This window comes from Mucilaginibacter lacusdianchii (genome assembly GCF_009770985.1).
GTDB lineage: Bacteria > Bacteroidota > Bacteroidia > Sphingobacteriales > Sphingobacteriaceae > Mucilaginibacter > Mucilaginibacter lacusdianchii.
This window is the reverse complement of record NZ_WSRW01000001.1, coordinates 135,398-161,514: the sequence shown is the minus strand read 5'-3', so window position 1 is coordinate 161,514 and position 26,117 is coordinate 135,398. Positions and strand designations below refer to the sequence as shown.

Annotated in this window: 22 protein-coding genes; 20 read left to right on the top strand and 2 right to left on the bottom strand. The window is 41.1% G+C overall.

What is annotated here, in order from left to right; translation table 11 throughout:
* Positions 1 to 31 precede the first annotated feature (31 nt).
* From GPM24_RS00760 to GPM24_RS00675, 18 genes are all read left to right on the top strand, one after another.
* The gene (locus GPM24_RS00760) at positions 32 to 1,459 is read left to right on the top strand and encodes an MBOAT family O-acyltransferase (RefSeq protein WP_158824833.1); all 1,428 of its coding nucleotides are present in this window, start codon (positions 32 to 34) and stop codon (positions 1,457 to 1,459) included.
* A gap of 2 nt (positions 1,460 to 1,461) precedes the next feature.
* Positions 1,462 to 2,598, top strand: coding sequence for a hypothetical protein (locus GPM24_RS00755; RefSeq protein WP_158824832.1), 1,137 nt, complete (start codon positions 1,462 to 1,464; stop codon positions 2,596 to 2,598).
* Positions 2,599 to 2,709: 111 nt separating this feature from the next.
* Positions 2,710 to 3,231, top strand: a complete 522-nt coding sequence (locus tag GPM24_RS00750) for an ExbD/TolR family protein (RefSeq protein WP_158824831.1) — start codon at positions 2,710 to 2,712, stop codon at positions 3,229 to 3,231.
* Positions 3,232 to 3,581: 350 nt separating this feature from the next.
* The gene (gene uppS, locus GPM24_RS00745; protein ID WP_158824830.1) at positions 3,582 to 4,322 is read left to right on the top strand and encodes an undecaprenyl pyrophosphate synthase; all 741 of its coding nucleotides are present in this window, start codon (positions 3,582 to 3,584) and stop codon (positions 4,320 to 4,322) included.
* A gap of 60 nt (positions 4,323 to 4,382) precedes the next feature.
* Positions 4,383 to 6,941: an outer membrane protein assembly factor BamA gene (gene bamA, locus GPM24_RS00740; RefSeq protein WP_158824829.1), complete on the top strand. Its 2,559-nt coding sequence runs from the start codon at positions 4,383 to 4,385 to the stop codon at positions 6,939 to 6,941.
* Between the two features lie 10 nt (positions 6,942 to 6,951).
* Complete coding sequence (locus GPM24_RS00735; protein WP_158824828.1) at positions 6,952 to 7,482, top strand: OmpH/Skp family outer membrane protein; 531 nt, start codon at positions 6,952 to 6,954, stop codon at positions 7,480 to 7,482.
* A gap of 54 nt (positions 7,483 to 7,536) precedes the next feature.
* Positions 7,537 to 8,049, top strand: coding sequence for an OmpH/Skp family outer membrane protein (locus GPM24_RS00730; RefSeq protein ID WP_158824827.1), 513 nt, complete (start codon positions 7,537 to 7,539; stop codon positions 8,047 to 8,049).
* Between the two features lie 75 nt (positions 8,050 to 8,124).
* Entirely contained in the window at positions 8,125 to 8,961 is an 837-nt protein-coding gene (gene murI / locus GPM24_RS00725) for a glutamate racemase (RefSeq protein ID WP_158824826.1), read from the top strand.
* Positions 8,962 to 9,089: 128 nt separating this feature from the next.
* The gene (gene nuoH / locus GPM24_RS00720) at positions 9,090 to 10,160 is read left to right on the top strand and encodes an NADH-quinone oxidoreductase subunit NuoH (RefSeq protein ID WP_158824825.1); all 1,071 of its coding nucleotides are present in this window, start codon (positions 9,090 to 9,092) and stop codon (positions 10,158 to 10,160) included.
* Between the two features lie 69 nt (positions 10,161 to 10,229).
* The gene (locus tag GPM24_RS00715; RefSeq protein ID WP_199269674.1) at positions 10,230 to 10,826 is read left to right on the top strand and encodes a 4Fe-4S binding protein; all 597 of its coding nucleotides are present in this window, start codon (positions 10,230 to 10,232) and stop codon (positions 10,824 to 10,826) included.
* Complete coding sequence (locus GPM24_RS00710; protein WP_158824824.1) at positions 10,823 to 11,371, top strand: NADH-quinone oxidoreductase subunit J family protein; 549 nt, start codon at positions 10,823 to 10,825, stop codon at positions 11,369 to 11,371. The genes GPM24_RS00715 and GPM24_RS00710 overlap by 4 nt, the downstream gene beginning before the upstream one ends.
* A complete protein-coding gene (gene nuoK / locus GPM24_RS00705; RefSeq protein WP_158824823.1) occupies positions 11,368 to 11,673 on the top strand; it encodes an NADH-quinone oxidoreductase subunit NuoK in 306 nt (101 codons plus the stop codon). The genes GPM24_RS00710 and nuoK overlap by 4 nt, the downstream gene beginning before the upstream one ends.
* A 3-nt stretch (positions 11,674 to 11,676) precedes the next feature.
* Positions 11,677 to 13,779, top strand: coding sequence for an NADH-quinone oxidoreductase subunit 5 family protein (locus GPM24_RS00700; RefSeq protein WP_233268699.1), 2,103 nt, complete (start codon positions 11,677 to 11,679; stop codon positions 13,777 to 13,779).
* A gap of 5 nt (positions 13,780 to 13,784) precedes the next feature.
* On the top strand, positions 13,785 to 15,377 hold the full coding sequence (locus GPM24_RS00695; RefSeq protein WP_158824822.1) for a complex I subunit 4 family protein: 1,593 nt from the start codon (positions 13,785 to 13,787) through the stop codon (positions 15,375 to 15,377).
* A gap of 129 nt (positions 15,378 to 15,506) precedes the next feature.
* The gene (locus GPM24_RS00690; RefSeq protein ID WP_158824821.1) at positions 15,507 to 17,387 is read left to right on the top strand and encodes a DUF4139 domain-containing protein; all 1,881 of its coding nucleotides are present in this window, start codon (positions 15,507 to 15,509) and stop codon (positions 17,385 to 17,387) included.
* Between the two features lie 6 nt (positions 17,388 to 17,393).
* Positions 17,394 to 18,896, top strand: a complete 1,503-nt coding sequence (locus tag GPM24_RS00685; RefSeq protein ID WP_158824820.1) for an NADH-quinone oxidoreductase subunit N — start codon at positions 17,394 to 17,396, stop codon at positions 18,894 to 18,896.
* Between the two features lie 105 nt (positions 18,897 to 19,001).
* Entirely contained in the window at positions 19,002 to 20,312 is a 1,311-nt protein-coding gene (locus tag GPM24_RS00680) for an ammonium transporter (RefSeq protein ID WP_158824819.1), read from the top strand.
* A 155-nt stretch (positions 20,313 to 20,467) separates the two neighbouring features.
* Positions 20,468 to 22,375 (top strand): amidophosphoribosyltransferase, encoded by a 1,908-nt coding sequence (locus GPM24_RS00675; protein ID WP_158824818.1) that lies wholly within the window; start codon positions 20,468 to 20,470, stop codon positions 22,373 to 22,375.
* Between the two features lie 218 nt (positions 22,376 to 22,593).
* On the opposite strand, the gene GPM24_RS00670 is transcribed toward GPM24_RS00675, so the two are convergent.
* The gene (locus GPM24_RS00670; RefSeq protein ID WP_158824817.1) at positions 22,594 to 23,247 is read right to left on the bottom strand and encodes a LysE family translocator; all 654 of its coding nucleotides are present in this window, start codon (positions 23,245 to 23,247) and stop codon (positions 22,594 to 22,596) included.
* A gap of 159 nt (positions 23,248 to 23,406) precedes the next feature.
* Between GPM24_RS00670 and GPM24_RS00665 the strand changes: the two genes are divergently transcribed.
* Together GPM24_RS00665 and GPM24_RS00660 are read left to right on the top strand one after the other, a co-directional pair.
* Positions 23,407 to 24,876 carry an MFS transporter gene (locus GPM24_RS00665; protein WP_158824816.1) on the top strand — a complete coding sequence of 490 codons (1,470 nt, stop codon included), beginning with the start codon at positions 23,407 to 23,409 and terminating at the stop codon, positions 24,874 to 24,876.
* An 8-nt stretch (positions 24,877 to 24,884) separates the two neighbouring features.
* Entirely contained in the window at positions 24,885 to 25,358 is a 474-nt protein-coding gene (locus GPM24_RS00660; protein ID WP_158824815.1) for a deoxycytidylate deaminase, read from the top strand.
* Between the two features lie 81 nt (positions 25,359 to 25,439).
* Here GPM24_RS00660 and cmk read toward each other — a convergent pair whose 3' ends face one another.
* On the bottom strand, positions 25,440 to 26,117 hold the full coding sequence (gene cmk / locus GPM24_RS00655; protein ID WP_158824814.1) for a (d)CMP kinase: 678 nt from the start codon (positions 26,115 to 26,117) through the stop codon (positions 25,440 to 25,442).

Sequence of the window (26,117 nt, the reverse complement as noted above, 5' to 3'; positions counted from 1 at the left end):
TTGTCAGGCTATCACCCCCTCATCTACATAAATGAATTTTATAACTGTTGATTATGTTATTTTTTTAACAATTAGCTTTTTTATCTACTGGGCGCTAAACAAACACTTAAAAGCACAAAATGCGTTTATCTTGATTGCTAATTATGTGTTTTATGGTTGGTGGGATTATCGCTTTCTGTTGTTGATATTTGTTTGTGCAACTCTTGATTACTTTATCGGAATTCGAATGCATAAAGCAGATAAAGTGTGGAAGCGACGGTACCTGAATCTAAGTTTATTATTAAATATAGGCGTACTTTTCGTATTTAAATACTTTAACTTCTTTATTGATTCTTTTCATAACACATTATCAAGTATCGGCATTAATGATAGTTTGCATACGTTAAATATCATTTTGCCGGTTGGTCTTAGCTTCTTTACTTTTCAAACGCTTAGCTATTCACTCGATATTTATAAAGGCAAAATTGAACCAACAACCAATTATGTGATATTTTTAAGCTTCACCAGCTTTTTTCCGCAATTGCTTGCCGGCCCTATAGAAAGAGCTGCACAGCTAGTGCCACAGTTGGCTAGTGCCCGGCATTTTAATTATTATCAGGCCGTAGATGGTATGCGGCAAATTACCTATGGGATTTTTAAAAAAGTAATCATTGCCGATCATTTAGCTTTACGGGTAAATACCATATTTTTTAATTATGAGCATGCCACCAGTGGCGAGCTTTTTAAAGGAATGATATTTTTTGTTATTCAGTTATATACTGATTTTTCGGGCTATTCAGATATCGCCATTGGTACCGGCAAGTTGTTTGGATTTAAACTGGTAACAAACTTCAAAACACCCTTTTTTGCCAAAACCATTCCAGAGGCGTGGACGCGCTGGCATATATCTTTAACAACCTGTTTTAGAGATTATGTTTACCTGCCACTTGTGCGTAAAAATAAAAAGAGTTTGTTATGGCGGCTATATTGCACGGTTATACTTTTTGTATTAATAGGTTTATGGCATGGAGCAAACTTTACTTTTATAGTTTTTGGTATACTGCATGGGCTATACTACATTCCTAACATTGTTTCAAAGAAATCAAAAGCGGTAAAAAATGTAATCAACTATTTAAAAGAAAACCCTTTCTTTTCGCGAGTATCAATGGTGTTTACGTTTTTACTGGTTGCATTAACAACTGTTTTGTTCAGGGCACCTAACGTGCACGTTGCGTTTACTTACTATCAGCGCTTGTTTATGTTACAAGGTTTAAGCATACCCGATATAGATACGCTTAAATGGACGGCTATATTGGTGTTGTTTTTTGCATTCGAATGGGTGCAGCAAGATAAAGCTCATCAGTTCGAAATTAGTAAGATAAATCGTCCGTTCAGGATAGCTATCGAGTTCTGTATCACTTTTTTAATACTGTACTGTGGTTTTTTTGGACAGGCAGATTTCTACTACTTTAAATTTTAGTAATGAAAAGATTTCTACTCCGTTTATTAATCTTTGTTATTCCTGTTGCTTTGTTCATTATAGTAGGAGAGGCATTGCTGTATCGATATAAAGAAACTGTTCCAATAAATACAGTGATGCAGAAACAGTTGTCTGGTAAAGATGAAATCTACTTTGGTAGAACGTTGTTCAACAATCCAGAAACGCCACTTAAAATGGCGATGATGAAGGTGAAAAAGCCAGATATCATCACGCTGGGCATATCGGTAGTGTTACAATATCGCGATTTTTATTTCCACCCTTATGAGAGTCGTTTTTACAATGGCGGATTTATGTTGAGAAATGTGTATGATCTTCATACCTATGTGAGTATGATACGCAAAAACGTTGTACACAAACCTAAACTTATTATATTCGGTTTTGATCCTTCATGGATAAAAAAAAGTTATGTTTTTGACACCAAAAACAACATCACAAATCCCGATAAGGATGGTGTAAATAATTTAAACAATCATATAGGCGCTATACAAAGTATCTGGCATCAAGTTATTATTAATGATTTAAATGATAGTAGCTGTTTGTACAAGGGGTATGGAAAGGCCGGTATGCAAGGCAATGGTTACCGTAGGGATGGCAGTATGCACAACTGGAATCAAATTAAAAACTACTTAAGTAACAAGCACTATTCGGATGTATATGGTTACAAAAAGCATCTCCAGGCTAACACGTTAATGTATAACAAGCCAATGAAGGTTGACTTACACAAGGTGAACTTACTTTTAAATAGCTTATCTGCTATTAAGCAAATGGGCATTGACCTTATTGTCTATTGTCCTCCAATGTCTGATGACTTTTACAGTTATGCAGTTACTAACAAAGGCTTTCAACAAATTTTTCCAACTTATTTAAGTCTTCAAAATAAATTAATCAAAAATAAATATCATGTTATTCCCTTTTGCACGCCCAAGCAAATAGGTCTTACAGATGATTATATGTTAGATGGTATACATGCAGGTGAGGTAATGGTGAGTAGATTGTTTTATAATTATATTATTTCCAATCATATCAAATTTAAAAGTTTGCCTAACTGGGACTTAAACTATTTAAAGGGCATTATTGATAAAAAGCCCTTGTGTCCGTTAGCATTTGATGATAAATAGCGTAGCTATTATATCATTATTTCAATAATTAAGCAATCCATAACAAACCACTGACTTTAAGCGTTTAAACAAGTAATAAACCAATTATTTTAACCTTAAATCTTTACTGTTATGGCCGAACTGAATGCTGCCTCTGCCAACACTAATGGCAAGCCCCTGCGCAAAACCCAAAGCACACGTGTTGATCTGACTGCCATGGTTGACTTAGCGTTTTTACTGGTTACTTTTTTTATGCTCACCACTACTTTATCTAAGCCCAAGGCTATGGATTTGGCAATGCCGGATAAAACCAATGAAACCGGCGGAGAGGTGTCAGACAAGCGAACTTTAACGGTTTGCCTTGGTAAAAACAATAAAGTGCTACTGTACGCTGGCTTAACAAAAAATGCCAAGCCACAAGTGGTTGATTATAGCAAAGCAGGTTTGCGCCAGGCGTTGCTCAACAACCAAAAAGCCATTCATGATGCTACTGGTAAAGATATGATTGTATTAGTAAAGCCCAGTGCACACTCCATTTACAGCGATTTAGTGAATGCGCTTGACGAATTACACATTACTAAAAACGATCGTTTTGCCATTGTAGATATTACGCCAGCTGATATAACCTTGCTTAAACAAAAAGCAATGTATTAATAAAGGGCGTGTATGTAGATACCTAGCGTACTGACATTCCCTTTGCCATATTAAAAGGCTTTACTTAATAGTAAAGCCTTTTTCATTTGTTGGTTATATTGATTGATTAAAAAACAAGCATTTAATAAGTTACATATATTCTTTTTGCGTTGTATAATAAAAAAACCAAAGTATAGTTTTACCTTTGTACCCTGAAAATTTTGAGTTTTAGTGGGGTAAATGCCTGTTTAAACAATATGAATTTTTACGGTGATTAACTCATTACAAACACTAACACAGGCAGAGCCGGTAAAAACTGTAGGCATTGCTGTTTTTTTACATACTGCTTATAAGCTGTATTGATTAACAACATGGGGTATAAAGATCAGATTGACTTATTAAAACTGCCTGAGCATATTGCCATTATTATGGACGGTAATGGCAGATGGGCAAAAGGTAAAGGTAAGTTAAGGGTGTTTGGGCACCACAATGGCGTATTATCTGTACGCGATGTAGTGGAGGGTGCCGGCGAACTGGGCGTAAAATATCTGACATTATATACCTTTTCGGCCGAGAACTGGAATCGTCCTAGTTTTGAGGTTACCGCAATTATGGAATTACTGGTAAGTACCATCAACAAGGAAATAAAAAAGCTGATGCAAAACAACGTAAGGTTAAATGCTATTGGCGATTTGAACATGCTGCCGGGTAAATGCCACAAAGAACTTTTAGGTGCCATCGAAAAAACATCTGGTAATACCGGATTGGTACTTACATTGGCCTTAAGCTATAGCTCGCGCCGCGAAATTATGCAGGCTGCTAAAAATATTGCACTGCAAGTAGAGCGTGGCGAGTTAAAATCAGAAGATATAAATGAAGATGTATTTGCGCAAAACTTGTACACCCATAATATTCCTGACCCGGAGTTGCTGATCAGAACCAGCGGCGAGTACCGTATCAGTAATTACTTGCTGTGGCAAATTGCATATGCAGAATTGTATTTTACCGAAAAATTATGGCCCGATTTCCGCAGGGAAGATTTGTTTGAAGCCATACTGGATTATCAGAAAAGAGAGCGCCGCTTTGGCAAAATCAGCGAGCAGGTGAACTAATTTTTCTTTTAACAATTTTTAACAACTGTAACTTTTATTTTTAGCGCACAAAATATTTGAATGAATAAATTATTTTTTGCTATTCTGTTTTCTTTGATAAGCACGATAGCGCTGGCCCAGGTAAATAACGGACAGGGTAAGCCGTCGCTGTTTAAATCTGCTACGCCTGCTGATAGTATCAATTACCTTAATCCAAAAGATTATACTATTGGCGGTATTGATGTGACCGGTACCAAAAATCTGGATAAAGATGTATTGATACAAATGGCCAAAATTAGCAAAGGCGACAGGATAACATTACCTGGTGAAGCCTCTGCCAATATATTAAAGAACATGTGGTCGCCCGGTTTGTTTGATGATGTTCAGTTATATATAACTAAAATTAATTTAGATACCGTATATCTGGAAATCGCAGTTGTTGAGCGCCCGCGTTTGTCGCGCCTGCACCTTACCGGTATTCGTAAAGGCGAGATTGAGGATATACAGAAAAAGCTGAGTGACAAGACCGGCAAAATTGTAAACGAAAACTTGCTGACAACTACTACCGCTATCATCAAAAAGCACTTTTACGAAAAAGGGTACTTAAACACAGCTGTTGATATAAAACAGCGTAAAGACCCAGCCGATGAAAACAGCGTAATTTTAGATGTTGCTATTGATAAAAAGAAAAAGGTGAAAATTAACGACGTTATATTTGAAGGCAACCAGGCTTTCAGCGATAGCAGGCTGCGCAAATTTTTACCTAAAACACGTAAGCGTAAATTTTACAACATATTTGGTTCCAAAAAATTCAAACAAACCCAATATGACGAAGATAAACAAACACTGATAGAGAAAATGCAAGCCAAAGGCTATCGTGATGCCGAGATTTTATCTGATTCGGTATGGCGTCATGATGACCAGAGTGTAAACGTGAAAATTAAGCTTTACGAAGGTCATAAGTACTATTTTGGCAATGTTACATGGGCTGGTAACGCCCGCTATCCAACAAGCGTTCTTGAAAAAGTATTAGCTATCAAAAAAGGTGATGTATTCAGCGAAGAGGAGCTAAGCAAAAGGCTTAACGGTGGTTCGCCCGATGGTAACGACGTGAACTCACTTTACTTAGACGACGGATATTTGACCTTCAGTTCGGAAGCTGTACAAACCCGCATTTACAATGATACCGTAGATTTGAACATCCGTATTTACGAAGGTGCACAGTATACCATTAACCGTATCATTTTAAAAGGTAACGAGGTTACAAATGATAAAGTAGTATTGCGTGAACTGGCTACCAAACCTGGTCAAAAGTTTTCAAAAAGCTTAATTGTACGCAGTACGCGTCAAATAACCCAGTTGGGTAACTTTGATGAAACCAAGATTGAGCCGAAGCCAACCAATATCAATACCCAGGATGGTACAGTGGATATTGTTTACAACGTGGTTGAAAAACCATCAGACCAAATTGAGCTTTCAGGCGGTTTTGGTGGCGGTCAGCTGGTAGGTACGCTGGGCTTAACGTTCAACAACTTCTCCATCAAAAACATTTTTAACGGAAAAGCTTACCGCCCGTTGCCTAAAGGTGATGGTCAGAAATTGAGCTTACGCGGACAAGCTAACGGTAAAAACTACCAGAACTTCTCGTTTACTTTTTCTGAACCATGGTTGGGTGGTAAAAAGCCTATCTATTTCAGTTTGTCGGCTTACACACAGTTAAGTTCAACCGGGCAGTTTTATGCTAAAAGCAACCCGCTATACAATTATTTGCGCATCAATGGTGTGGGTGTTACCTTAGGTAGACGCTTAAACTGGCCTGATAATTACTTCCAGTTAAACTATTCATTAAACTTTGACCACTATACGCTGGATAACTTTTCGGGTTACCTATTCTCGAACGGTACCTCTTATAACATTAAGTTAACGCAGGAATTGAGCCGTAACTCGGTAGATGCGCCTATTTATCCAACTGCCGGATCAAACATTCGTTTCACCATACAAGCTACGCCGCCATACTCACTGTTCAACAGTACCAACTATCGTATTGCCACACCCGAGGAGCGTTACAAGTTTGTGGAGTATCATAAATGGAAATTTGATGCACAATGGTTTACCCGCATTGCCGGCAAACTGGTGCTGATGTCGCAAACCCGCTTTGGTTTCCTGGGTTCGTATAATAAACTGGTTGGCCAGTCGCCGTTTGAGCGCTTTAAATTGGGTGGTGATGGTATGGCTACTTACCAGTTCTTACAAGGTAGTGATATCATTGGTTTACGTGGTTACCAAAACTTCTCTATCGTTCCGGTAGGTACAAACTACAATGCAAACACCAACCCTGGTAGTGCCATTTACAACAAGTTTACTATGGAATTGCGCTATCCGGTTATTCAATCACAGTCGGCAACTATATTTTTATTAACTTTCGCCGAAGGTGGTAACGCCTGGAATAATTTTAGCGATTATAATCCGTTTAACATCAGACGTTCAGCTGGTGTTGGTGCAAGAATATTTTTACCGATATTTGGTTTACTGGGTTTGGATTATGGTTACGGTTTCGACAAAATTCCGGGTATACCTGACGCCAACAAAGGCCAGTTCCACTTCTCAATTGCACAAAGCTTGAACGGTGGTTTTAATTAATAAATATTTTATGAAAAAAATACTGATAACCCTTTCATTAACGTTAATAAGCGTAGTATCAGCCTGGGCACAACGGTTTGCCTATGTTGATTCTGATTATATTTTGAAACACGTACCAGAATACGCTTCATCACAAAAGCAATTAGCTGCTTTGTCAGAACAGTTTCAGAGAGAAGTTGACGGTCGTTTTCAGGAAATAGACCGTTTATACAAAGCTTATCAGGCCGACCAGGTGCTGATGACTGGCGACATGAAAAAGCGCCGTGAAGCAGAAATTGTGGATAAAGAAAAAGCGGCCAAAGATTTTCAGCGTTCCAAATTTGGTCCTGACGGAGAATTGGCACAACGCAGCACCTCTTTAGTCAAACCTATTCAAGACCGTATAGCCAAAGCTGTACAAGCGGTGGCCGAAGACGAAAGTTTGGATATGATTTTTGATAAAAACAGCGAAGTGATGATGCTGTATGCAAACCCGAGGTATGATAAAAGCGCATTAGTAATTACGCGCTTAGGTCTTAAACCGGGCGTACTTGCAAAATAAAAAATTTTAATATAAAATAGCACCCATAAAACACAGAACAAGAAAGAAGAACAAATGAAAAAATTATTTAGAGTTGCTTTAGTTGCAGGTTGTATGTTACTGGCGGGAAGTTTTGCTAAAGCACAAAGCAAAATCGGCTATATCGCATTCGAAGAACTGGTTTCACAAATGCCTAAAGCCAAAACCGTAAATACTTCACTGCAAACTTACCAAAAGCAGTTTACCGATCAGTTGCAAGCTATGTACACCGAAATACAAACCAAAGCTGCTGATTACGATAAAACTAAAGGTACTATGACAGATGCCGTTCGTTTAACTAAAGAAACAGAATTGCAAGACATGCAAAAACGTTTCCAAGACAATCAGAACAAATTTGCTCAGGAAGTTGAAACTAAGAAAAACGAGCTGGTAAAACCTTTGGTTGACGAAGCCCGCACTGCTATCAGTGCCGTAGCTAAAGAAAAAGGTTATACTTACGTAATCGATTCTGGAACTACTAACTTGATTGTATCGCCAGCTGGTGATGACCTAATGGCTGCTGCTAAATTAAAATTAGGTATCAAATAAAGATTATTAACCCGATAATTTAAACTAAACAGAAAAGCGGATGCATTAGCATTCGCTTTTTCTATTTTTGCTGGTATGGAAAGCAGTCGCCCCATTGGTGTTTTTGATTCGGGTATAGGTGGATTAACCGTATACCGGTCTATTGCAAAACAATTACCGCAATATGATTACATCTATTTGGGCGATAACGGCAGGGCTCCTTACGGTAACCGCTCTTTTAAAACCATACATGAATATACATGGGAGTGCGTACAATGGATGTTTAACCAAGGGTGTCCGTTGGTTATTTTGGCTTGCAATACAGCATCGGCCAAAGCCCTGCGCACCATACAACAACAAGACTTACCTAATTCGCCCTACACACACAAACGAGTGCTGGGTGTTATCAGGCCTACGGCCGAGGTGATAGGTGAGTATACAAATAGTAACCAAATAGGGGTGTTGGGTACTAAAGGCACTATACAGTCCAATTCTTATCTCATAGAAATTGAAAAGTTTTTTCCAGACGTTAAGGTATACCAGCAAGCCTGCCCACTTTGGGTGCCCCTGATAGAAAACGGTGAGTATAATAAACCTGGCGCAGACTATTATGTGCAGCAGTATCTGGACGAAATTATGTCACAGTCGGCTCATATCGATACGCTGCTACTTGCCTGTACGCATTATCCTTTACTGCAAGATAAAATTAAAACTCATTTGCCAGCTGACGTCAATGTGGTTGCTCAGGGCGATATTGTAGCCGTCAGCTTGGCTGATTACCTGCAGCGCCATCCCGATATAGAAGAAAAGTTAACCCGTAATCAGGATCGCCGCTTTTTTACCACAACTGATGACACCGAGGATTTTGACAAGCATGCTTCGCTGTTTACTGACGATGAAGTAAAATCTACCTACGTGTCGATGAAGCAGTAATGTTAGTCTACATCCTTCTGTCAAAAAGCGGCTTTATAAAAACGACTAGTTCAGTAGATTAATTCTAAATAATGGCGATGCTATATGAACAGAATTAGCTAAGTTTGCATCGTAACTGTAAACTTACATTGGCTTTTTATATCATATATATACTGGTTGCCGTTGGCGTATTTGCCTTTGTGGCGGTATTTACACTATTTGGTGTATATGCTGAACGCAAGGTGTCAGCTTTTATTCAAGACCGCCTTGGTCCAACTGAAACCGGAAAATTCGGTACCCTGCAAACGCTGGCTGATATTGTGAAGCTGCTGCAAAAGGAACTGATTATACCTGCAGCGGCCGACAAGTGGCTGTTCATCCTAGCGCCTATCATCATTTTTGTAGCGGTATACATGGGTTTTGCTGCGCTGCCTTGGGCACCGGGCTTAGTGCCATCCAATACTAATATTGGCTTATATTACACGTTCGCAATTATCTCTATAGAAACACTAGGCATCCTGATGGCAGGGTGGGGGTCTAACAATAAGTTCTCCATACTGGGGGCCATGCGTTCGGCTGCACAAATTATCAGCTATGAAATTCCGGCCGGTTTTGCGTTGATATCCGTGGTGATGATTAGTCAAACGCTCGATTTGCAGGGAGTAGCCATTCAACAAGGCATCTTATCTGCCGAAAAAATTAAGTTTCTTGGTGTGTGGGATGTAAGCCATATTGGTGGCTTATTAGCGTGGAACATATTTCAGGCGCCACACTTAATTGTTGCTTTTGTAATTTACTTTATTGCCTCACTGGCCGAAAGTAACCGCGCGCCCTTCGATATCCCGGAGGCTGAATCAGAACTGGTATCAGGCTTTCATACCGAGTATACCGGTTTGCGTTTTGCTTTTGTGTTTTTAGCCGAGTACTCGATGATGTTCCTGGTATCTATGATAGCCGTTATACTATTTTTAGGTGCATGGAACACACCATTACCCAACATTGGCGTTGTAAAATTAGCCGACTGGACAACGAATGCTGCCTGGGGGATAGTTTGGACACTGCTTAAAACTTTGGGTTTGATTGGTGTACAAATGTGGATCCGGTGGACACTGCCCCGTTTGCGCATCGACCATCTGCTCAACTTATGTTGGAAAGTGCTTACGCCATTAGCCTTTGCCTGTATGATTATATCGGGTATCTGGCGTTTGTGGGTGATGTAGAAAGCGGTAAATAATTTTGTTGAAAGTTGCGGTATTATTTCATAAAGGAAAATTTAAACGACTAGAAGATTGATTTTCAATAAAACATATAGTGGATTTAAAACGGCTTGGGAGGGGTTAAACCTTACCTTGAAACACCTGTTTGGCCCTAATAGCAAACGGGAGGTTAAGCCCATACAATCCGAAAATTATTTTACACAGCTGGAAAAGGGGACTAATACCATTCAGTATCCCAAACAGCAAATTCCCATTCCCGAGGTGGGGCGCTACCAATTGGATGTAGAAATAGACGATTGCATAGTGTGTGATTTATGTGCCAAAGCTTGCCCGGTTGATTGCATAGATATTGAATCTATCAAAGCAACGGAAGCCATCGGACAGACGTCTGATGGTAGCACCAAACGTTTATATGCAGCCAAGTTTAACATTGATATGGCTAAGTGCATGTACTGTGGCCTGTGCACCGTAGTGTGCCCAACTGAGTGCATCACCATGACTAACCTGTACGACCGTACCACCCGCGACCTGGACGAACTTACCTATAAGTTTTCGACCATGACGCCACAGGAAGCTGAAGAAAAGCGTGCCGCTTTTGATAAGCAGCAGGCCGAAAAGCTGGCTGCCAAACAAGCCGCCATGAAAAAGAAGGAGGGCGACCAGTCATGAACATGGTGCAGGTGATGTTTTACCTGATGGCAGCTATTGCGCTGGGCTCTGCTTTATATGTGGCCGCCAGTAAAAATTTGGTGCGTTCGGTGTTTATGTTTTTCATTACCCTGTTTGCGCTGGCGGGTTTGTATGTATTGTCGCTCGCCGATTTTGTGGCGGTTACGCAAGTAGTGGTATATGTTGGGGGAATATTGGTGCTCATCCTGTTCGCCTTTATGCTATCGGGCCGCGAATCGCTGGCCGGTTTACAGCAGCGGCAGAATCATATCCTGTCGGTACACAATCTTCCGGCCTTTTTGCTGGCAACGTTGTTTTTGGTAGTACTGGTTAATATTATACTTATGGCTAAGGTTGATAATTTGCCTTGGTTAAAGCAAGCAGCCGAACAGCGTAACATCATTCAGCCTACCGATGGCACTATTCAAAACTTGGGCATCAACCTCATGACTAACTACCTGCTGCCATTCGAGGCTATTTCCATATTACTATTGATGGCACTAGTGGGCGCGGCACATCTGTCCCGGAAGGAGGAAGCCCTGTGATTACGTTAACACATTATTTAATAGTTAGTGCAGGCCTGTTTTGTATAGGCTTATATGTGATACTAGCCAAACAAAACGCAGTACAAATACTAATTGGTATTGAGTTGATGCTGAATGCTGCTATTTTAAATTTAGTAGCCTTTAGCAAGTTTGATAAGTTGAACAACAGCGGTCAAACTTTTGCACTGTTCACTATCGTGCTGGCAGCTGCTTCAACAGCGGTAGCCCTGGCCATTGTACTAAACGTGTATCGCCGGTACAGAACTATCGATCCGGGAAAAGTAAACCAGTTAAAAGATTAACCATTGCATACACCTTTACCAAATACTGATTTACAAACTACATACTACGCACTAGCTGCGGTGGTACTGCCTTTTGTTGCTTTTCTGATCAACTTTATGGTGTCAAGCAAAAGTAGCAAAATGTCGGGCTGGATATCAACCGGTGCTGTGTTAATGAGCGCAGTTTTGGCGGCTATGGTATTTGCTCGTATATGGAACATGCAGCAGATACACGGGCAGCAGTTGTGGTTTAGCATAGGCGAAACGCCTGTTTATGCTGGCGTATGGTTAAATAACTTGTCGGTTTTAATGCTGCTGTTGGTTACGGTAGTTGCGGTGCCTGTTCATATTTACTCAACCGCTTACATCAAAACGCACGAGAATAACCGCTACTTTACTTACCTCAGCTTGTTCTGTTTTAGTATGCTGGCGTTGGTGGTGGTTGATAGCATGGTATTGTTATATGCCTTTTGGGAGTTAGTCGGCTTTTCATCCTACCTGCTCATCGGCTTTTGGTTTACACGCGATAGCGCCGTTCAAGCCAACAAAAAAGCTTTCATCATGAACCGTATAGGCGATATCGGATTGCTAACAGCTATCATTATCCTGTTTGCACAGTACCATACATTTGATTTAGTTCAGCTGTTTGGTGAAAAAGGGTTGCTTTATACATCTACTATAAAAGATGGCTTATGGTTGCCATCTTCCAGTATAGTACCCCCGCATAATGGCTGGGTTATTTATGGTTCTGAGGGAATATCATCTGTATGGCAATATGTGGCCTTTACTGGTATTGTATTAGCAGTTGCTGCAAAATCAGCCCAGTTCCCATTACACACTTGGCTGCCCGATGCCATGGAAGGGCCAACATCCGTATCAGCTTTAATCCATGCCGCTACGATGGTGGCCGCCGGTGTGTTTTTGTTGGGTAGGGTATATCCAATGTTCAATACTACCGAGTTAGATATACTGGCGGTTATTGGTTGCTTTACCGCTTTCATGGCAGCAACCATCGCCCTTACGCAAAATGATTTAAAGCGTATTTTGGCATATTCTACCATATCGCAATTAGGCTACATGATTATGGCTATGGGCATCAATGCTTATTCTTCATCATTGTTCCACTTGGCTACACACGCCTTTTTTAAATGTTTGCTGTTCCTGTGTGCCGGTGTCATCATCCACGAAATGCAGCACATTAAAGAGGAAAATGAGCTGGATATCGATCCGCAAAATATTTTATATATGGGCGGACTGCGCAAAAAGTTGCCGGTTACTTTCGTGGCTTGCGTAGTTGGCTGCCTGGCGTTGGTTGGCTTTCCGCTCACTTCCGGTTATCTGTCTAAAGACGGTATCCTGATTCAATCTTTTGAATGGGCTGATGGTCGCAGTGCTATGTTTAGATTGGTGCCTTACGGTATTATGCTTACCAGTTGCCTTACGGCTTTCTATGTGGCGCGTTTGATATTTAAAGTGTTTTTTGGTGAGTTTCGGTTAAAAGAAATATTACCCAATGTACACCTGCATGTTAGCGACGGTGGTTGGCAGTACACGTTACCGCTTCTTTTTTTATCGCTTTGCAGCTTGTTTCCGCTGTTCTCTATCAATCCTGTAGCTTATGAGCATGCTTGGTTGTATCAAGGTTTTGCGCCAAGCAATTATCTGGCACGCGAGAGCGCATATCATATGCTTGTTCCTATCGGTATTAACATAGCCAGCGTTTTTGTAGCTTACTGGGCTTATGCGGTATATATTCAAGAGCGCAAACTGGTGTTTCCGCAAACCAGCTTTTGGTTCCGCTTGTCATACCACCAATGGTATATCGATATTTTTTACCGTAATGTAATTGCCAATGCCGTAGTGCAGTTGGGTAAAGCCTTGTTTTGGGTTGACCGCTCGGTGGTTGACGGCTTGATAGAATTGCTTACTAAAATTACCGAAATGCTGGCAGCATTGTCGGCCTGGACGGACCGGTATATTGTAGATGGCACCCTGCATTTAATTGCTGCTACCACCAGTGCCATTGGCAACTTTTTCCGCGGCTTTCAAAGCGGTAAAATTCAATATTACCTGTTTAGCATGCTGGCCGTTATACTTGCTGTGTTTATCATTAAATTATTGATCTGAACCTGATGAATATATTAACTCTACTCATTTTTACCCCTGCACTGTTCGGACTGATTATTCTGGCCTTACCATCATCATTCAGGGCAAGCTTTAAATACATTACCCTGCTGGCTACCTTATTACAGGTGGGAATGAGTGCATTCATGTACTTAAATTTCAAAACTGGCGCAGCTTTTGGCGGTATAAATCAGGAAAGTCAGTACCAGTTTGTACATAAACTGCCATGGATTAGCTTGAATTTAGGCACTGTTGGTAAAATGCAGATTGATTATTTTGTAGGGGCCGATGGTATGTCAATTATGCTATTGGTAATGAGTGCTATTGTGATGGTGATTGCAACGCTGGCCTCGTGGGAAATTAAAAGCAACCTAAAAGGCTACTTCGTATTATTTCTGCTGTTGGATATGGCTGTAATGGGTGTATTCAGTGCGCTTGATTTCTTTTTGTTTTACTTGTTTTACGAGCTGATGCTGCTGCCGCTGTACTTTTTAATTGGTATGTGGGGTGGTGTACGGCGCGAGTATGCTGCCATTAAGTTCTTTTTATATACACTGTTTGGTTCGGTGTTTATGTTATTGGTAATGGTAGGCCTGTACCTTTCGGTTACTGACCCGGCCACAGGCAATCATACGTTCAATATTGTACAGATGATGAACCCAGCTAATTTTCAAAAATATTCGGTATTCGGATTGGCTGTGCCGCAAACCATTTTCGGTATATCGGCCAGGGTAGTGGGCTTTGTGGTACTGTTTGTGGCATTTGCTATTAAAGTGCCGGTTGTGCCATTGCATACCTGGCTGCCCGATGCACACGTGGAAGCGCCTACGCCGGTATCTATCATTTTAGCCGGGGTACTGCTTAAAATAGGCGGATATGGTATTATCCGTATCTGTATGGGTATTTTTCCTGAGGTAGCCGCATCTTGCGCTTTCTGGCTAGGCTTATTAGGTGTTGTTTCCATTTTGTACGGTGCATTAAATGCCTTAGCTCAGCGTGATTTGAAACGCCTGATTGCCTATTCATCTGTGTCGCATATGGGATTTGTATTGTTAGGCGTTGCCTCGCAAACTGCCGAAGGTGTAAGCGGTGCTATGATGCAAATGATTAGTCACGGATTTTTATCATCAATGCTATTCTTCCTGGTAGGGGTAATCTACAACCGCGTACACGACCGGGATATTTATAATTTCCGCGGATTAGCTACTTTAATGCCCGAGTACGCCACTTATGTTATGATTGCCTTTTTCGCCTCATTAGGCTTACCCGGCTTTTCGGCATTTGTGGCCGAGGCTTTCTCGCTAGCTGGCGCTTTTAAGTCAACGCTTATCCCGCACTGGATGGCGGTTTGCGGTTCGGTGGGTATATTGTTAAGTGCCGCCTACTTTTTGTGGACGCTGCAGCGGATGTTTTTTGGCAAAGAATTGCTGAAAGGCGGCGAAATATGGAGAACGGCTTTAACCAAATTAGATGTACGTGAAAAAGCAGCCCTGCTGCCATTGGCCTTACTAGCCCTGATATTGGGTATTATGCCTTCTTTGGCGCTGGATAAAATCAATGATTCGGTGCTGGCATTTGTGCAGTTTTTACAGCATAAATAAAAAATGAGCAAAACGGGTAAAATAATTTATGGAATAGTACCTGTTGCTGCATCTTATATATGTTCGGCATCTGCTGTAAGGCAGTTGCCGGTTCAACAAACAACATGTATAACCTTGAGCAACTCAATCATGATCCAAAAATTATTATTATCCGCTGGTTTGTTCTTCGTCGCTGTAATAGGCAAAGCCGATACCGGCCCTAAAATTCCATCAAAAGCACAAAAAGTAGTGTTATTTTTAAGCGGCGCGCAGGTTACCCGTACAGCAACGGCCAATATACCGGCCGGCAATTCTACCCTAACGTTCGAAGGATTGGCCGCCGATATGGATGTGCAAAGTTTGCAGGTTAAAGCTGGTGGCGATTTTACGATACTATCCGTTAAGCGCGAACTGGATTATCTGAACGAACAGTCTAAACAAAAACGGGTGCAGGAATTACAAGATCAGCAGCACCTTATTCGTAACAGGCTTGAACTGCAAAACAGCGCCTTCAACATTTACAAAGAAGAAGAAAATATGCTGCTGAAAAATCAGGTAATTAGTGGTGCTAACACCAGTTTGGATGTGTTGAAGCTTAAACAAGCGCTCGATTTCCAAACGGCCCGCTTAACCGAGGTAAAAAGAAAGCAGCAAGCAGTAAATGAATTGATTACTCAATTAAATGCCGATTTGCAAAAGTATGATCGCCAGATAGTTGAAGTGAGCCGAAGCGACAGCAAAGCAACCAGCACTATACAAGTTACGGTATCATCCAAAGCGGCGCTGCAATCACAGTTTACATTTACTTACTTGGTAAACCGTGCCGGTTGGTATCCAACCTATGATATTCGTGCTAAAAACGTAAACAGTCCTATTACTATCACTTACAAAGCCAACGTGAACCAGCAAAGCGGCGAGGAGTGGAATAATATTAAGTTGACACTATCAACAGGCAACCCATCAGTAAGTGGTAGTAAACCGGAACTTAATCCATATTACTTAAACTTAGGAATGGTTTATACAAACCAAGTAGCGCATATCACGCGAGTTACCGGGAGGGTAGTGGGGCAGGATGATGGGCAGCCTCTTGCTGGTGTTGCTGTAAAAGTGAAAGGTACTTCAATAGGTGCCAATACCGACGCTGAAGGCAATTACAGCATCCAGATACCGCAGGGTAATCAAACCTTAGTGTATAGTTTTGTTGGCTTCGAAGTGCAGGAAAGATCTGCAACAGTGGAAACTATCAATGTAGCGTTACCAACATCTACACAGCGGTTAAACGAAGTTGTAACGGTTGGTTATAGTGCATTGCAGGGAAGGGTTGCCGGGGTAGCTGTAGATAAAGCATATGCTAAAGTTGCAATTACCGGTGCTTCGTCTTATGAAAGCAACCCCATTGTTGTTCAACAAAATGAAAATCAAAACAATGTTGAATTTAACATTGATAATCCATACAGTATTCCAAGCGATGGCAAGCAATATCTGGTAGAAATTAACCAGGTAAGCGTACCTGCAGCATTTGAATACTACGTCGCTCCCAAATTAAGCACCGATGTTTTTTTAACCGCAAAGCTTACCAACTGGAATCAGTACAGCTTTTTATCGGGCGAGGCTAATTTATTTTTCGAGGGAACGTTTATCGGCAAATCGTTGATAGATACTAGGTCTGTGAATGATACACTAAACTTATCGTTAGGTGCTGATAAAAGCATTGTTGTTACCCGTACGCTGCAAAAAGACCTGACCGAAAAACAGAGTTTACTGGGTTCCAATAAAAAAGAAACCCGCGATTGGTTGATTACTGTTAGAAATCGTAAATCTCAACCTGTAAATTTGCTGGTGCAAGATCAGGTGCCTGTTTCGCAAAACTCGGCCATTGAGGTTGAAACGCAGGAGCAATCTGGCGGTAAAACTGATGCGGTAAACGGTATAGTATCATGGACTATGAATCTGAGCCCGCAAGCCGAAAAGAAACTGAGATTGAAATATCAGGTACATTACCCCAAAAATCAATCTGTTATTGTACAATAAGAACTAATGAACGAACTGCAGCCCTACATACACAACCTGTTAAATGATACACTTACCAGTCTGCCGCTGTTTAAGCCCGAGCTGTATATAAGTATATTGTTTTTACTGGTACTGGTAACCGATCTGATATTTGGCAAGCAATCTGATTGGGTGTGCCGCATATTAGCGTGTGCGGGGCTGCTATTTATTTTAACGGCCGATTTGGTACAATATGCCACCTTTCGCACGCAAGCACCGTTGTTGTTATTTAATAATAATTTACTGCTTCATCATACTGCCACCATACAAAAACTGATATTAGACGGACTAGCGTTTTTACTGTTGCTGTATTTGCCTTGGGATGAAAACCTGAAAGCGCATCCTAAAGGATTGGGTGATGTATATACCATCATCATTGCATCCCTGTTGGGTATGCACCTTATGGTGATGTCGGCCACGTGGTTAACCATATTCTTGTCAGTTGAGATGGTATCAATCGCTTCTTATCTGCTGGTAGCTTACCGGTCTGAGAATGCGTTTAGTGCCGAGGCCAGTTTAAAGTATGTCCTGTTCGGCTTAGCATCGTCAGCAGTAATGCTGTATGGGATATCACTCATATATGGATTTACAGGAACAATTGAATTGTTTGATCCGCTGTTTGTACGTAACCTGTTGCAGGTAAATCCGCTTAGCGTTGGTTTTGCGTTGGTGCTTATTCTGGCTGGTTTAGGCTTTAAATTGTCATTTGTGCCTTTACATTTTTGGGTACCCGATGTATATCAGGGCGCCGCAACACCGGTTACAGCCTACTTATCCACTTTGCCTAAAATAGCCGCCTTCGGGTTGCTGATTAATTTCCTGACACCGTTCATTTCCTCTACAGACTGGAATGTATTGGATTTTAGGCTGGCCATATCTGCCGTTGCTATTGTAACGCTTATTGCCGGTAATTTTGCGGCCATTTGGCAGCAAAACATTAAGCGTATGCTGGCGTATTCCAGCATCGGGCATACAGGTTTTGCCTTAATGGCTATTGTTACCTTTAGTGCACAGGGTGTTACCGCTTTAAATTTTTATCTGTTGGTGTATGCAATTGCTAACCTTGGAGCTTTGGCTTTGGTAAGCTTTTTTGCTAACGCCGTACAGGCCCACACTTTGCATGATTATCGCGGATTAGGCATAAAATATCCGGTTGCTTCTGTAAGTTTTGTTATTTTATTAATATCCTTAACTGGTTTGCCGGTTTCAGCGGGGTTTAATGGTAAATTACTAGTGTTTTCGGCAGTTTACGCCGTGTATCAGCAAAATCATAGTATTATTTTAATGCTTTTATTGGTTACTGGTGCGGTTACTACAGTAGTTTCTTTGTTTTACTACCTTAAAATTCCGCTCAATTTGTTTTTGAAAAAGCCGGAAGATCATCAGGAGGGAACCATTATCAATAAAAGCTTGGTGACATTTTGCATAGTAGCAGCGTTTGTGGTATTGTTGCTTGGGATTTTTCCAGATTATCTCGGTAAATTCTTATAAATCCAAGAAATTTTGTCTTTTTATTTAAAAAGTTGAGATTTATTTAAGCTTTTTCTGATTAAATTTATATTTTCAGGCCGATATAAATTCAAAAATCTTAAAATAATGAAGCGGTTCCTACCATTCACAATTATTGTTCTAATTCTCATTCTTACTTTCCTGTTCCCTTCTATTGAAGTACATCCGCAAAGCGGAACCAAGTATGATACTGGTGACGTAGCCTGGATGTTGGTATCGACAGCATTAGTATTAATCATGACACCTGGGCTGGCTTTCTTCTACGGAGGTATGGTCAACAAAAAGAACGTTATTTCTACCATGCTGCAAAGCTTAATCTGTATGGTTATTGTAACAGTTACTTGGGTGGTGTTTGGATTTAGTTTGGCCTTTGGTAAATCCATCGGTGGTGTTATTGGCGATCCATCAACCTACTTTATGATGAGAGGGATGTTGGATGGTGCTGTTTGGCCTGGTGCAACTACCATTCCGCTGGTACTGTTTGCCATGTACCAGTTAAAGTTTGCCATCATCACCCCGGCACTTATAACTGGTGCTTTTGCCGAACGTATCCGCTTCAACTCTTACCTGGTTTTCTTATTCCTGTTTTTTATATTTATTTACGCACCATTAGCGCATTGCACCTGGCATCCCGACGGCTTTTTAGCTAAACTAGGCGTGCTCGATTTTGCGGGAGGAACAGTAGTGCATATGTCGGCCGGATGGGCGGCACTGGCGTCGGCCATTTACTTGAAGCGCCGTAACGAGGCCAGCCATTCGCCGGCACGTATCACTTATGTTATTATCGGTACCGGTTTGCTTTGGTTTGGTTGGTTTGGTTTCAATGCTGGATCAGCATTGGGGGCTACCTCGTTAGCAGCAACAGCATTGGCAACCACTACAACAGCAGCATCAGCCGCCGGTTTAACATGGGTGTTTTTTGATATGCTGCGCGGCCGTAAGCCATCGGCTATGGGTACCTGTATTGGTGCTGTAGTCGGGTTAGTGGCTATTACTCCAGCTGCTGGTTTTGTTTCTGTTCCGCACTCATTGTCAATCGGTATTATTTCTGCATTGATAAGTAATTTAGTAGTAGAATGGCGTACCCGTACCAGTATTGATGATACGCTTGATGTATTTCCTTGCCATGGTGTAGGCGGTATGGTTGGGATGTTGCTTACTGGTGTATTTGCTCATCAAAATGTTAATCCCATTGTAAAGAACGTAGGCAACGGTTTGTTTTTTGGCGAAACGCATCTGTTCATTGTGCAAACCAGTGCCTTAATAGGCGTGTCTGTTTTTGCCTTTGCCGGTTCTATGCTGCTGCTTAAAGTAACCGACTTAATTACACCATTACGTGTGAGTATTGAAGAAGAAACGGTTGGTTTGGACATCAGTCAGCACGGCGAAAAGTTATAAGTCTTTAACCCTCTATTTATGTTATATCGCAAAGCCCATCCTTAATAAGGTTGGGCTTTTTTATTGAAATTTGGCCGTTTTAATGCTTTTGTATGACAAATTGCAGTCCATATATCAAATAAAAAAATTGTACTTTCGTGGCTTCATTTTCAGACATGAGCGATCAGATCAAGCATGAATGCGGTGTTGCCTTTATCCGCCTGTTAAAGCCACTATCCTATTATCAAAAAAAATATGGTACTGCCATGTACGGCCTTAATAAGCTGTACCTGCTGATGGAAAAGCAGCACAACCGTGGACAAGACGGTGCCGGTGTGGCCACCATTAAATTAGATGTTGAACCCGGTAAACGCTACATCAGCCGCCACCGTTCTATGGCATCTAACGCAGTAGCCGACATTTTTGAATACATCCAAAAAAAGTTTGCGGATGTAGAGAAAGAGCAGCCTGATAAAATTAAAGATGCCGAATGGCTGAAGGAAAACATCAGCTTTACCGGCGAAGTTTTGCTGGGGCACTTGCGTTACGGTACACACGGCAAAAACAGCATTGAAAGCTGCCATCCGTTTTTACGCCAAAACAACTGGATGACCCGTAACTTGGTTATTGCCGGCAACTTTAACATGACGAATGTTGATGAATTGCTGCAGCAATTGTACGAGTTAGGCCAGCACCCGAAAGAGAAAGCCGATACAGTAACCGTGCTCGAGAAAATCGGTCACTTTTTGGATACCGAGGTGCAAGGCTTATTCGATCAGTTTAAGCGCGAGGGTAATGACGATAACATCGAGATCAGTAAAATGATTGGCGATAATATGGACGTAGCCAAAATTCTGAAGAAATCGGCCAAAAACTGGGATGGTGGTTATACCATTGCAGGTATACTGGGCCATGGCGATGCCTTTATTATGCGCGACCCTTCTGGCATTCGTCCGGCGTTTTATTATGCTGATGATGAAATTGTGGTAGCAGCCTCCGAGCGCCCTGCAATACAAACGGCTTTTAATATTCCGCTTGAGAAGATTAAAGAGATTAACCCGGGTCATGCACTGATCATCAAAAAAAGCGGCCATGTGGCCGAAGAGCAGTTTAGCGAGCCTAAAGAAAAAAAATCGTGCTCGTTTGAGCGTATCTACTTTTCACGTGGTAGTGATGCTGCTATCTATCGTGAGCGTAAACAATTAGGTCGTTTATTGTGCCCGCAAATATTGGAAGCGGTTAACCACGATATTAAAAACACTGTATTCTCTTACATTCCTAACACTGCCGAAACTGCTTTTTACGGCATGGTTGAAGGGGTGAACAAATACATTAAACAATACCAGCGCGACCGCCTGCTAAACCGTGCAGACAAAATTACTGATGAGGAATTGAGCGAGGTATTAGCCATGGCACCGCGTGTAGAGAAGCTGGCTATTAAAGACGTAAAGCTGCGTACTTTCATCACGCAGGATGCTGATCGCGGTGAAATGGTGGCCCATGTTTATGACACTACTTACGGATTGGTGAACAACGGTACCGATACATTGGTGTTGCTGGACGATTCGATTGTGCGTGGTACAACGCTAAAGCAAAGCATCCTGAAAATTATGGATCGCTTAGGTCCTAAAAAGATTATTATTGTTTCATCAGCTCCGCAAATCCGTTACCCGGATTGTTACGGTATTGATATGTCGCGCATGGGCGAGTTTGTGGCCTTTGAGGCGGCTGTTAGTTTGCTGAAAGAAACCGGTCAGGAAGAGATAATTCTGGATGCTTATCAAAAAGCTAAAGCCAGTATGTCATTACCTAAAGAACAGGTAGAAAATTATGTAAAGGCTATATATGCGCCATTTACCGATCAGCAAATATCTGACCGCATTGCGCAAATCATCACCCCTAAGAATTTAAATGCTGAAGTACACGTAATTTACCAAACACTGAATAATTTACATATTGCCTGTCCAAATCACCTGGGCGACTGGTATTTTTCGGGTGATTATCCAACCCCTGGTGGAAACAAGGTAGTTAACCGCGCCTTTGCCAACTGGATGGAAGGCAAAAATCAACGCGCTTATATGTAGAATAATAAGTGGCTAATAGAAGTTAGTGAAGATCTTATATATGCCCTGGCTGTAAAGCTGGGGCTTTTTTGTGATATTAATTCAACGTGTTATTTCGAGTGCTAACGAAGATTTCTATACGTTAGCTAAGTTGCTATTAGAAATATTTCACTAGCATTTGAAATAACAAAAGAAGAGACGTTTAGAAACGAGTTCTTTTATCAGAGAAGAAATTCTTATTATGCCTGCATAGGCGAGAATACAAAATGAGTAACCAACCTATCCATAATAATTAGCGAAGCAATAATAAGAGCGGCGCCTGCTACATAATTAAGTCGGTGCACCAATTGTACGGATATGCGGTCACGCAGTTTATTGGCATAAAATGCTTTGGTGACATCCATCCCAAATTGTACCACCAGTATTGTAAGAAACATAATACCGAGTTTAAGCTGGCGCTGTGGTATACCTTCGTGATACACAGTACTGGCTGTGCCTATAACCGTAATCCAATGAAAAAGCAGGGTAGGGTTAAAAATACACATTAAAAAGCCTTTAAAAAAGTAACCTGCCCGATTAACCTTAGCAGGTGTGTGACTATTATAGTCAACCTCCGGCTTCTTTAAAAGGTAATAAACACCGATGATCGCCAAAATAACACTTCCGATAACCCCGGCCCATATTTTTACTTTGGGCGGTACTTCAACAAATTGCGAGCCGAACAGGATAGCACCTACAAAAACAACATCGCTGGTAACTACGCCAAGCGCCAATGCCGACCCTGCGTGGAAGCCTTTTTCGATACTGGTTTTAATCAGTGCAAAAAAGACGGGGCCGGTTAAAAACGTGAGCACCAAGCCAATACCAATACCCGAAAATATAGCTTCTATCATGTATACAGGCTAAATTTAACCTCTGCGAATATGCAACTTATCTGTTAAACAAAAAAAGTGAATAATGTTGACGAATAAGTTGAAAAGAATAGCGGTTTTTTACGGAATTAGGGGTATGTTAGTAGCTTTAAAACAATACCGTTTCAATAAAGTATATTTATGGACCAATCTACTTCTAAAAATAATGCGTCGGCATTCTTTACGCTAACCATTGTTTTTTTCTTCTGGGGTTTTGTTGCTGCAAGTAACGATATTCTGATCCCTGTATTTAAAGAAAAACTAAATCTTGAGCAATGGCAATCGCAAATGATATCGTTTGCTTTTTATGTAGCCTATACAGTGGGCGCAATTATTTATTTTGCAATTTCTAAAATAACCGGTGGTGATATTTTAAATCGCCTTGGATATAAGAATGGTATAGCATTGGGTTTAGTGATTTCTACATTAGGTGCTTTGCTATTTTATCCTGCCGCACAAACTGCATCATTTGCGCTGCTTATTACTGGTTTGTTTATTATTGGATTAGGCTACTCACTGCAACAAACTGCAGCTAACCCTCTTGCTATTATCATGGGTGATCCTAAAAGCGGTTCGCAAAGGCTGAGTTTAGCTGGTGGTGTAAATAACTTGGGTACAACCATTGGACCTGTAATTGTTGGTTTGGCAATTTTTGGTTCAGTAGCCGAAAAAGCTCCTGTAGCCAGCGTTGAGGCTGTTAAAACGCCTTATCTTATTTTGGGCGTTCTATTTTTAGTAGTTGCATTAATATTTAAGTTTTCATCATTACCTAATAAGATTGATAGTAGTGAAAGTGCGGATGTTGAGATTGCTACTGAATTAGTAAGTACGCATGGTAAAAACGCCAAAAGCGCTTTGGGATATCCACAGTTGGTATTGGGTATGATTGCAATATTTTTATACGTAGGTGTTGAAGTATCAACCGCAAGCAATTTGCCTGAATTTATGAAAGAAAAGTTGAATATCGCTACATCGGGCGCTGCTCCTTTTGTGTCTCTATATTGGGCAAGTTTAATGATTGGACGTTGGACAAGCTCAGTTGGTGCTTTTAATATGAGCGATGGCGCGAAAAAAATAATGCGTTTTGTAATGCCATATATAGCTTTTGCAATTTTCTTAGTGGTGAATAAATTAGCTAGCCATGATATCACACCATTTTATTTATATGCATTCATTATTGTTATAATGATTATTGGCGATTGGTTGAGCAAAGGTAACCCAGCTAGGCAGCTTTTAATATTCTCATTGATGGGTATCACTGCTTTAGTTATAGGTATGTTGGCCAGCGGGATGGTAAGTGTTTATGCATTCATCAGTGTAGGATTATTTTGTTCTACTTTATGGCCATGTATATATACTTTAGCTGTATCTGGTTTAGGGAAACACACTAATGAGGGTTCAAGCTTTTTAATTATGATGATTATGGGTGGTGGCGTAATCAGCTTGCTGCAAGGTTACGTTTCTGCACCTAATTTGTTAGGCATCCAGTGGTCGTACATTGTGGGTGTTGCTTGTTTTGTTTATTTGGCTTTTTATGCTATCAAAGCACAGAACGTGTTAAAGTCGCAAGGTATTGACTTTGATGCTCTCGAGATGAAAGGCGGACACTAATTGTCACAATGAGTAAACTGAGTTTCGAACAAATATTTATGAATTTGGCTACCGACCTGGCCAAGCGCTCACACTGCGTAAAGGCACAGGTTGGTGCTGTTTTAACTAAAGATACCCGTATCATATCGGTAGGCTATAATGGCCCACCGGCAAGTACGCACAACTGCGACGAGGAGTGGCCCGAAACCGGCTGCCCACGCGACGCCCGGGGTAGCTGCTCGCTTGCCTTGCATGCCGAAGAGAATACCATACTGTATGCCGTTAAAAACGGGGCTAAATTGGAAGGGGCAACCATGTATACTACGCTGTCGCCTTGTTTAGCCTGTGCCCGGTTGATTTATTCGGCGGGTATCACTAAAGTGTACTATCGACATTCGTATGCAGCTTATAAGGGCTTTCCGAATGATGAAGGAGTAGACTTTTTGAATTGTTTTGGCGTAGTCACACGTAAGTTCGAAGAACAGCCAGTAGTATCAGCATAGTTTGATCGTTCTGTGAGGTTATATAATAAAAAAGGGAGCAGATATGATATCTGCTCCCTTTTTTATTATCTTATTCAAAGCCTATTTCTTTAAAAAAGGCTCTACCTTTTCCAATGCAAACTGCAATTGCTGCTCGGGGGTAATGTTAGTATTGTCTAAAATGATAGCATCTTCTGCACGTACCAGTGGGCTTTCTTTACGAGTAGTATCCGAATAATCGCGGTGGGCAATGTTTTCAAATACTTCTTCAAGGGTAATATCCGGATTGGTGGGTAAAAGTTCTTTGTAACGGCGTTCGGCACGTACTTTTGGGTCGGCCGTCATAAACAGCTTTATCTGTGCATTCGGGAACACGGCAGTACCGATATCGCGGCCATCCATCACGATGTTTTTAGAACGACCCATGCGCTGCTGTTGAGCCACCATCTCTTTGCGCACTTCGCGTATGGCAGATACCGGACTTACATTTTGCGACACCGGCATCAAGCGGATTTCCTGCGATACTTCTTCATCGTTTAAAGTAATATGCGTTTCGTAATCGCGCGAATGAAAATTAAGATGAATATTTTTTAACGCTTCAGCAACCTGTTCATGGTTATTAAGGTCGACGTTATTACGTAAAAAGTAAAGGGTAACAGCGCGGTACATGGCCCCGCTATCTACATAAATAAAGTGAAGTTTTTTGGCTAACGCTTTGGCTAAGGTACTTTTTCCGCATGATGAATATCCATCAATGGCTACCACAATGTTCTTGCTCAT

Bases quoted from the DNA above. Each gene is read 5' to 3' on its own strand.
- GPM24_RS00660 (WP_158824815.1), top strand. From the start codon at position 24,885: ATGAGTAAACTGAGTTTCGAACAAATATTTATGAATTTGGCTACCGAC.
- GPM24_RS00665 (WP_158824816.1), top strand. From the start codon at position 23,407: ATGGACCAATCTACTTCTAAAAATAATGCGTCGGCATTCTTTACGCTA.
- GPM24_RS00730 (WP_158824827.1), top strand. From the start codon at position 7,537: ATGAAAAAATTATTTAGAGTTGCTTTAGTTGCAGGTTGTATGTTACTG.
- GPM24_RS00690 (WP_158824821.1), top strand. From the start codon at position 15,507: ATGATCCAAAAATTATTATTATCCGCTGGTTTGTTCTTCGTCGCTGTA.
- GPM24_RS00680 (WP_158824819.1), top strand. From the start codon at position 19,002: ATGAAGCGGTTCCTACCATTCACAATTATTGTTCTAATTCTCATTCTT.
- bamA (WP_158824829.1), top strand. From the start codon at position 4,383: ATGAATAAATTATTTTTTGCTATTCTGTTTTCTTTGATAAGCACGATA.
- GPM24_RS00750 (WP_158824831.1), top strand. From the start codon at position 2,710: ATGGCCGAACTGAATGCTGCCTCTGCCAACACTAATGGCAAGCCCCTG.
- GPM24_RS00685 (WP_158824820.1), top strand. From the start codon at position 17,394: ATGAACGAACTGCAGCCCTACATACACAACCTGTTAAATGATACACTT.
- GPM24_RS00755 (WP_158824832.1), top strand. From the start codon at position 1,462: ATGAAAAGATTTCTACTCCGTTTATTAATCTTTGTTATTCCTGTTGCT.
- cmk (WP_158824814.1), bottom strand. From the start codon at position 26,117: ATGAGCAAGAACATTGTGGTAGCCATTGATGGATATTCATCATGCGGA.
- GPM24_RS00675 (WP_158824818.1), top strand. From the start codon at position 20,468: ATGAGCGATCAGATCAAGCATGAATGCGGTGTTGCCTTTATCCGCCTG.
- uppS (WP_158824830.1), top strand. From the start codon at position 3,582: ATGGGGTATAAAGATCAGATTGACTTATTAAAACTGCCTGAGCATATT.
- GPM24_RS00735 (WP_158824828.1), top strand. From the start codon at position 6,952: ATGAAAAAAATACTGATAACCCTTTCATTAACGTTAATAAGCGTAGTA.
- GPM24_RS00670 (WP_158824817.1), bottom strand. From the start codon at position 23,247: ATGATAGAAGCTATATTTTCGGGTATTGGTATTGGCTTGGTGCTCACG.
- GPM24_RS00760 (WP_158824833.1), top strand. From the start codon at position 32: ATGAATTTTATAACTGTTGATTATGTTATTTTTTTAACAATTAGCTTT.
- GPM24_RS00695 (WP_158824822.1), top strand. From the start codon at position 13,785: ATGAATATATTAACTCTACTCATTTTTACCCCTGCACTGTTCGGACTG.
- GPM24_RS00710 (WP_158824824.1), top strand. From the start codon at position 10,823: ATGAACATGGTGCAGGTGATGTTTTACCTGATGGCAGCTATTGCGCTG.
- murI (WP_158824826.1), top strand. From the start codon at position 8,125: ATGGAAAGCAGTCGCCCCATTGGTGTTTTTGATTCGGGTATAGGTGGA.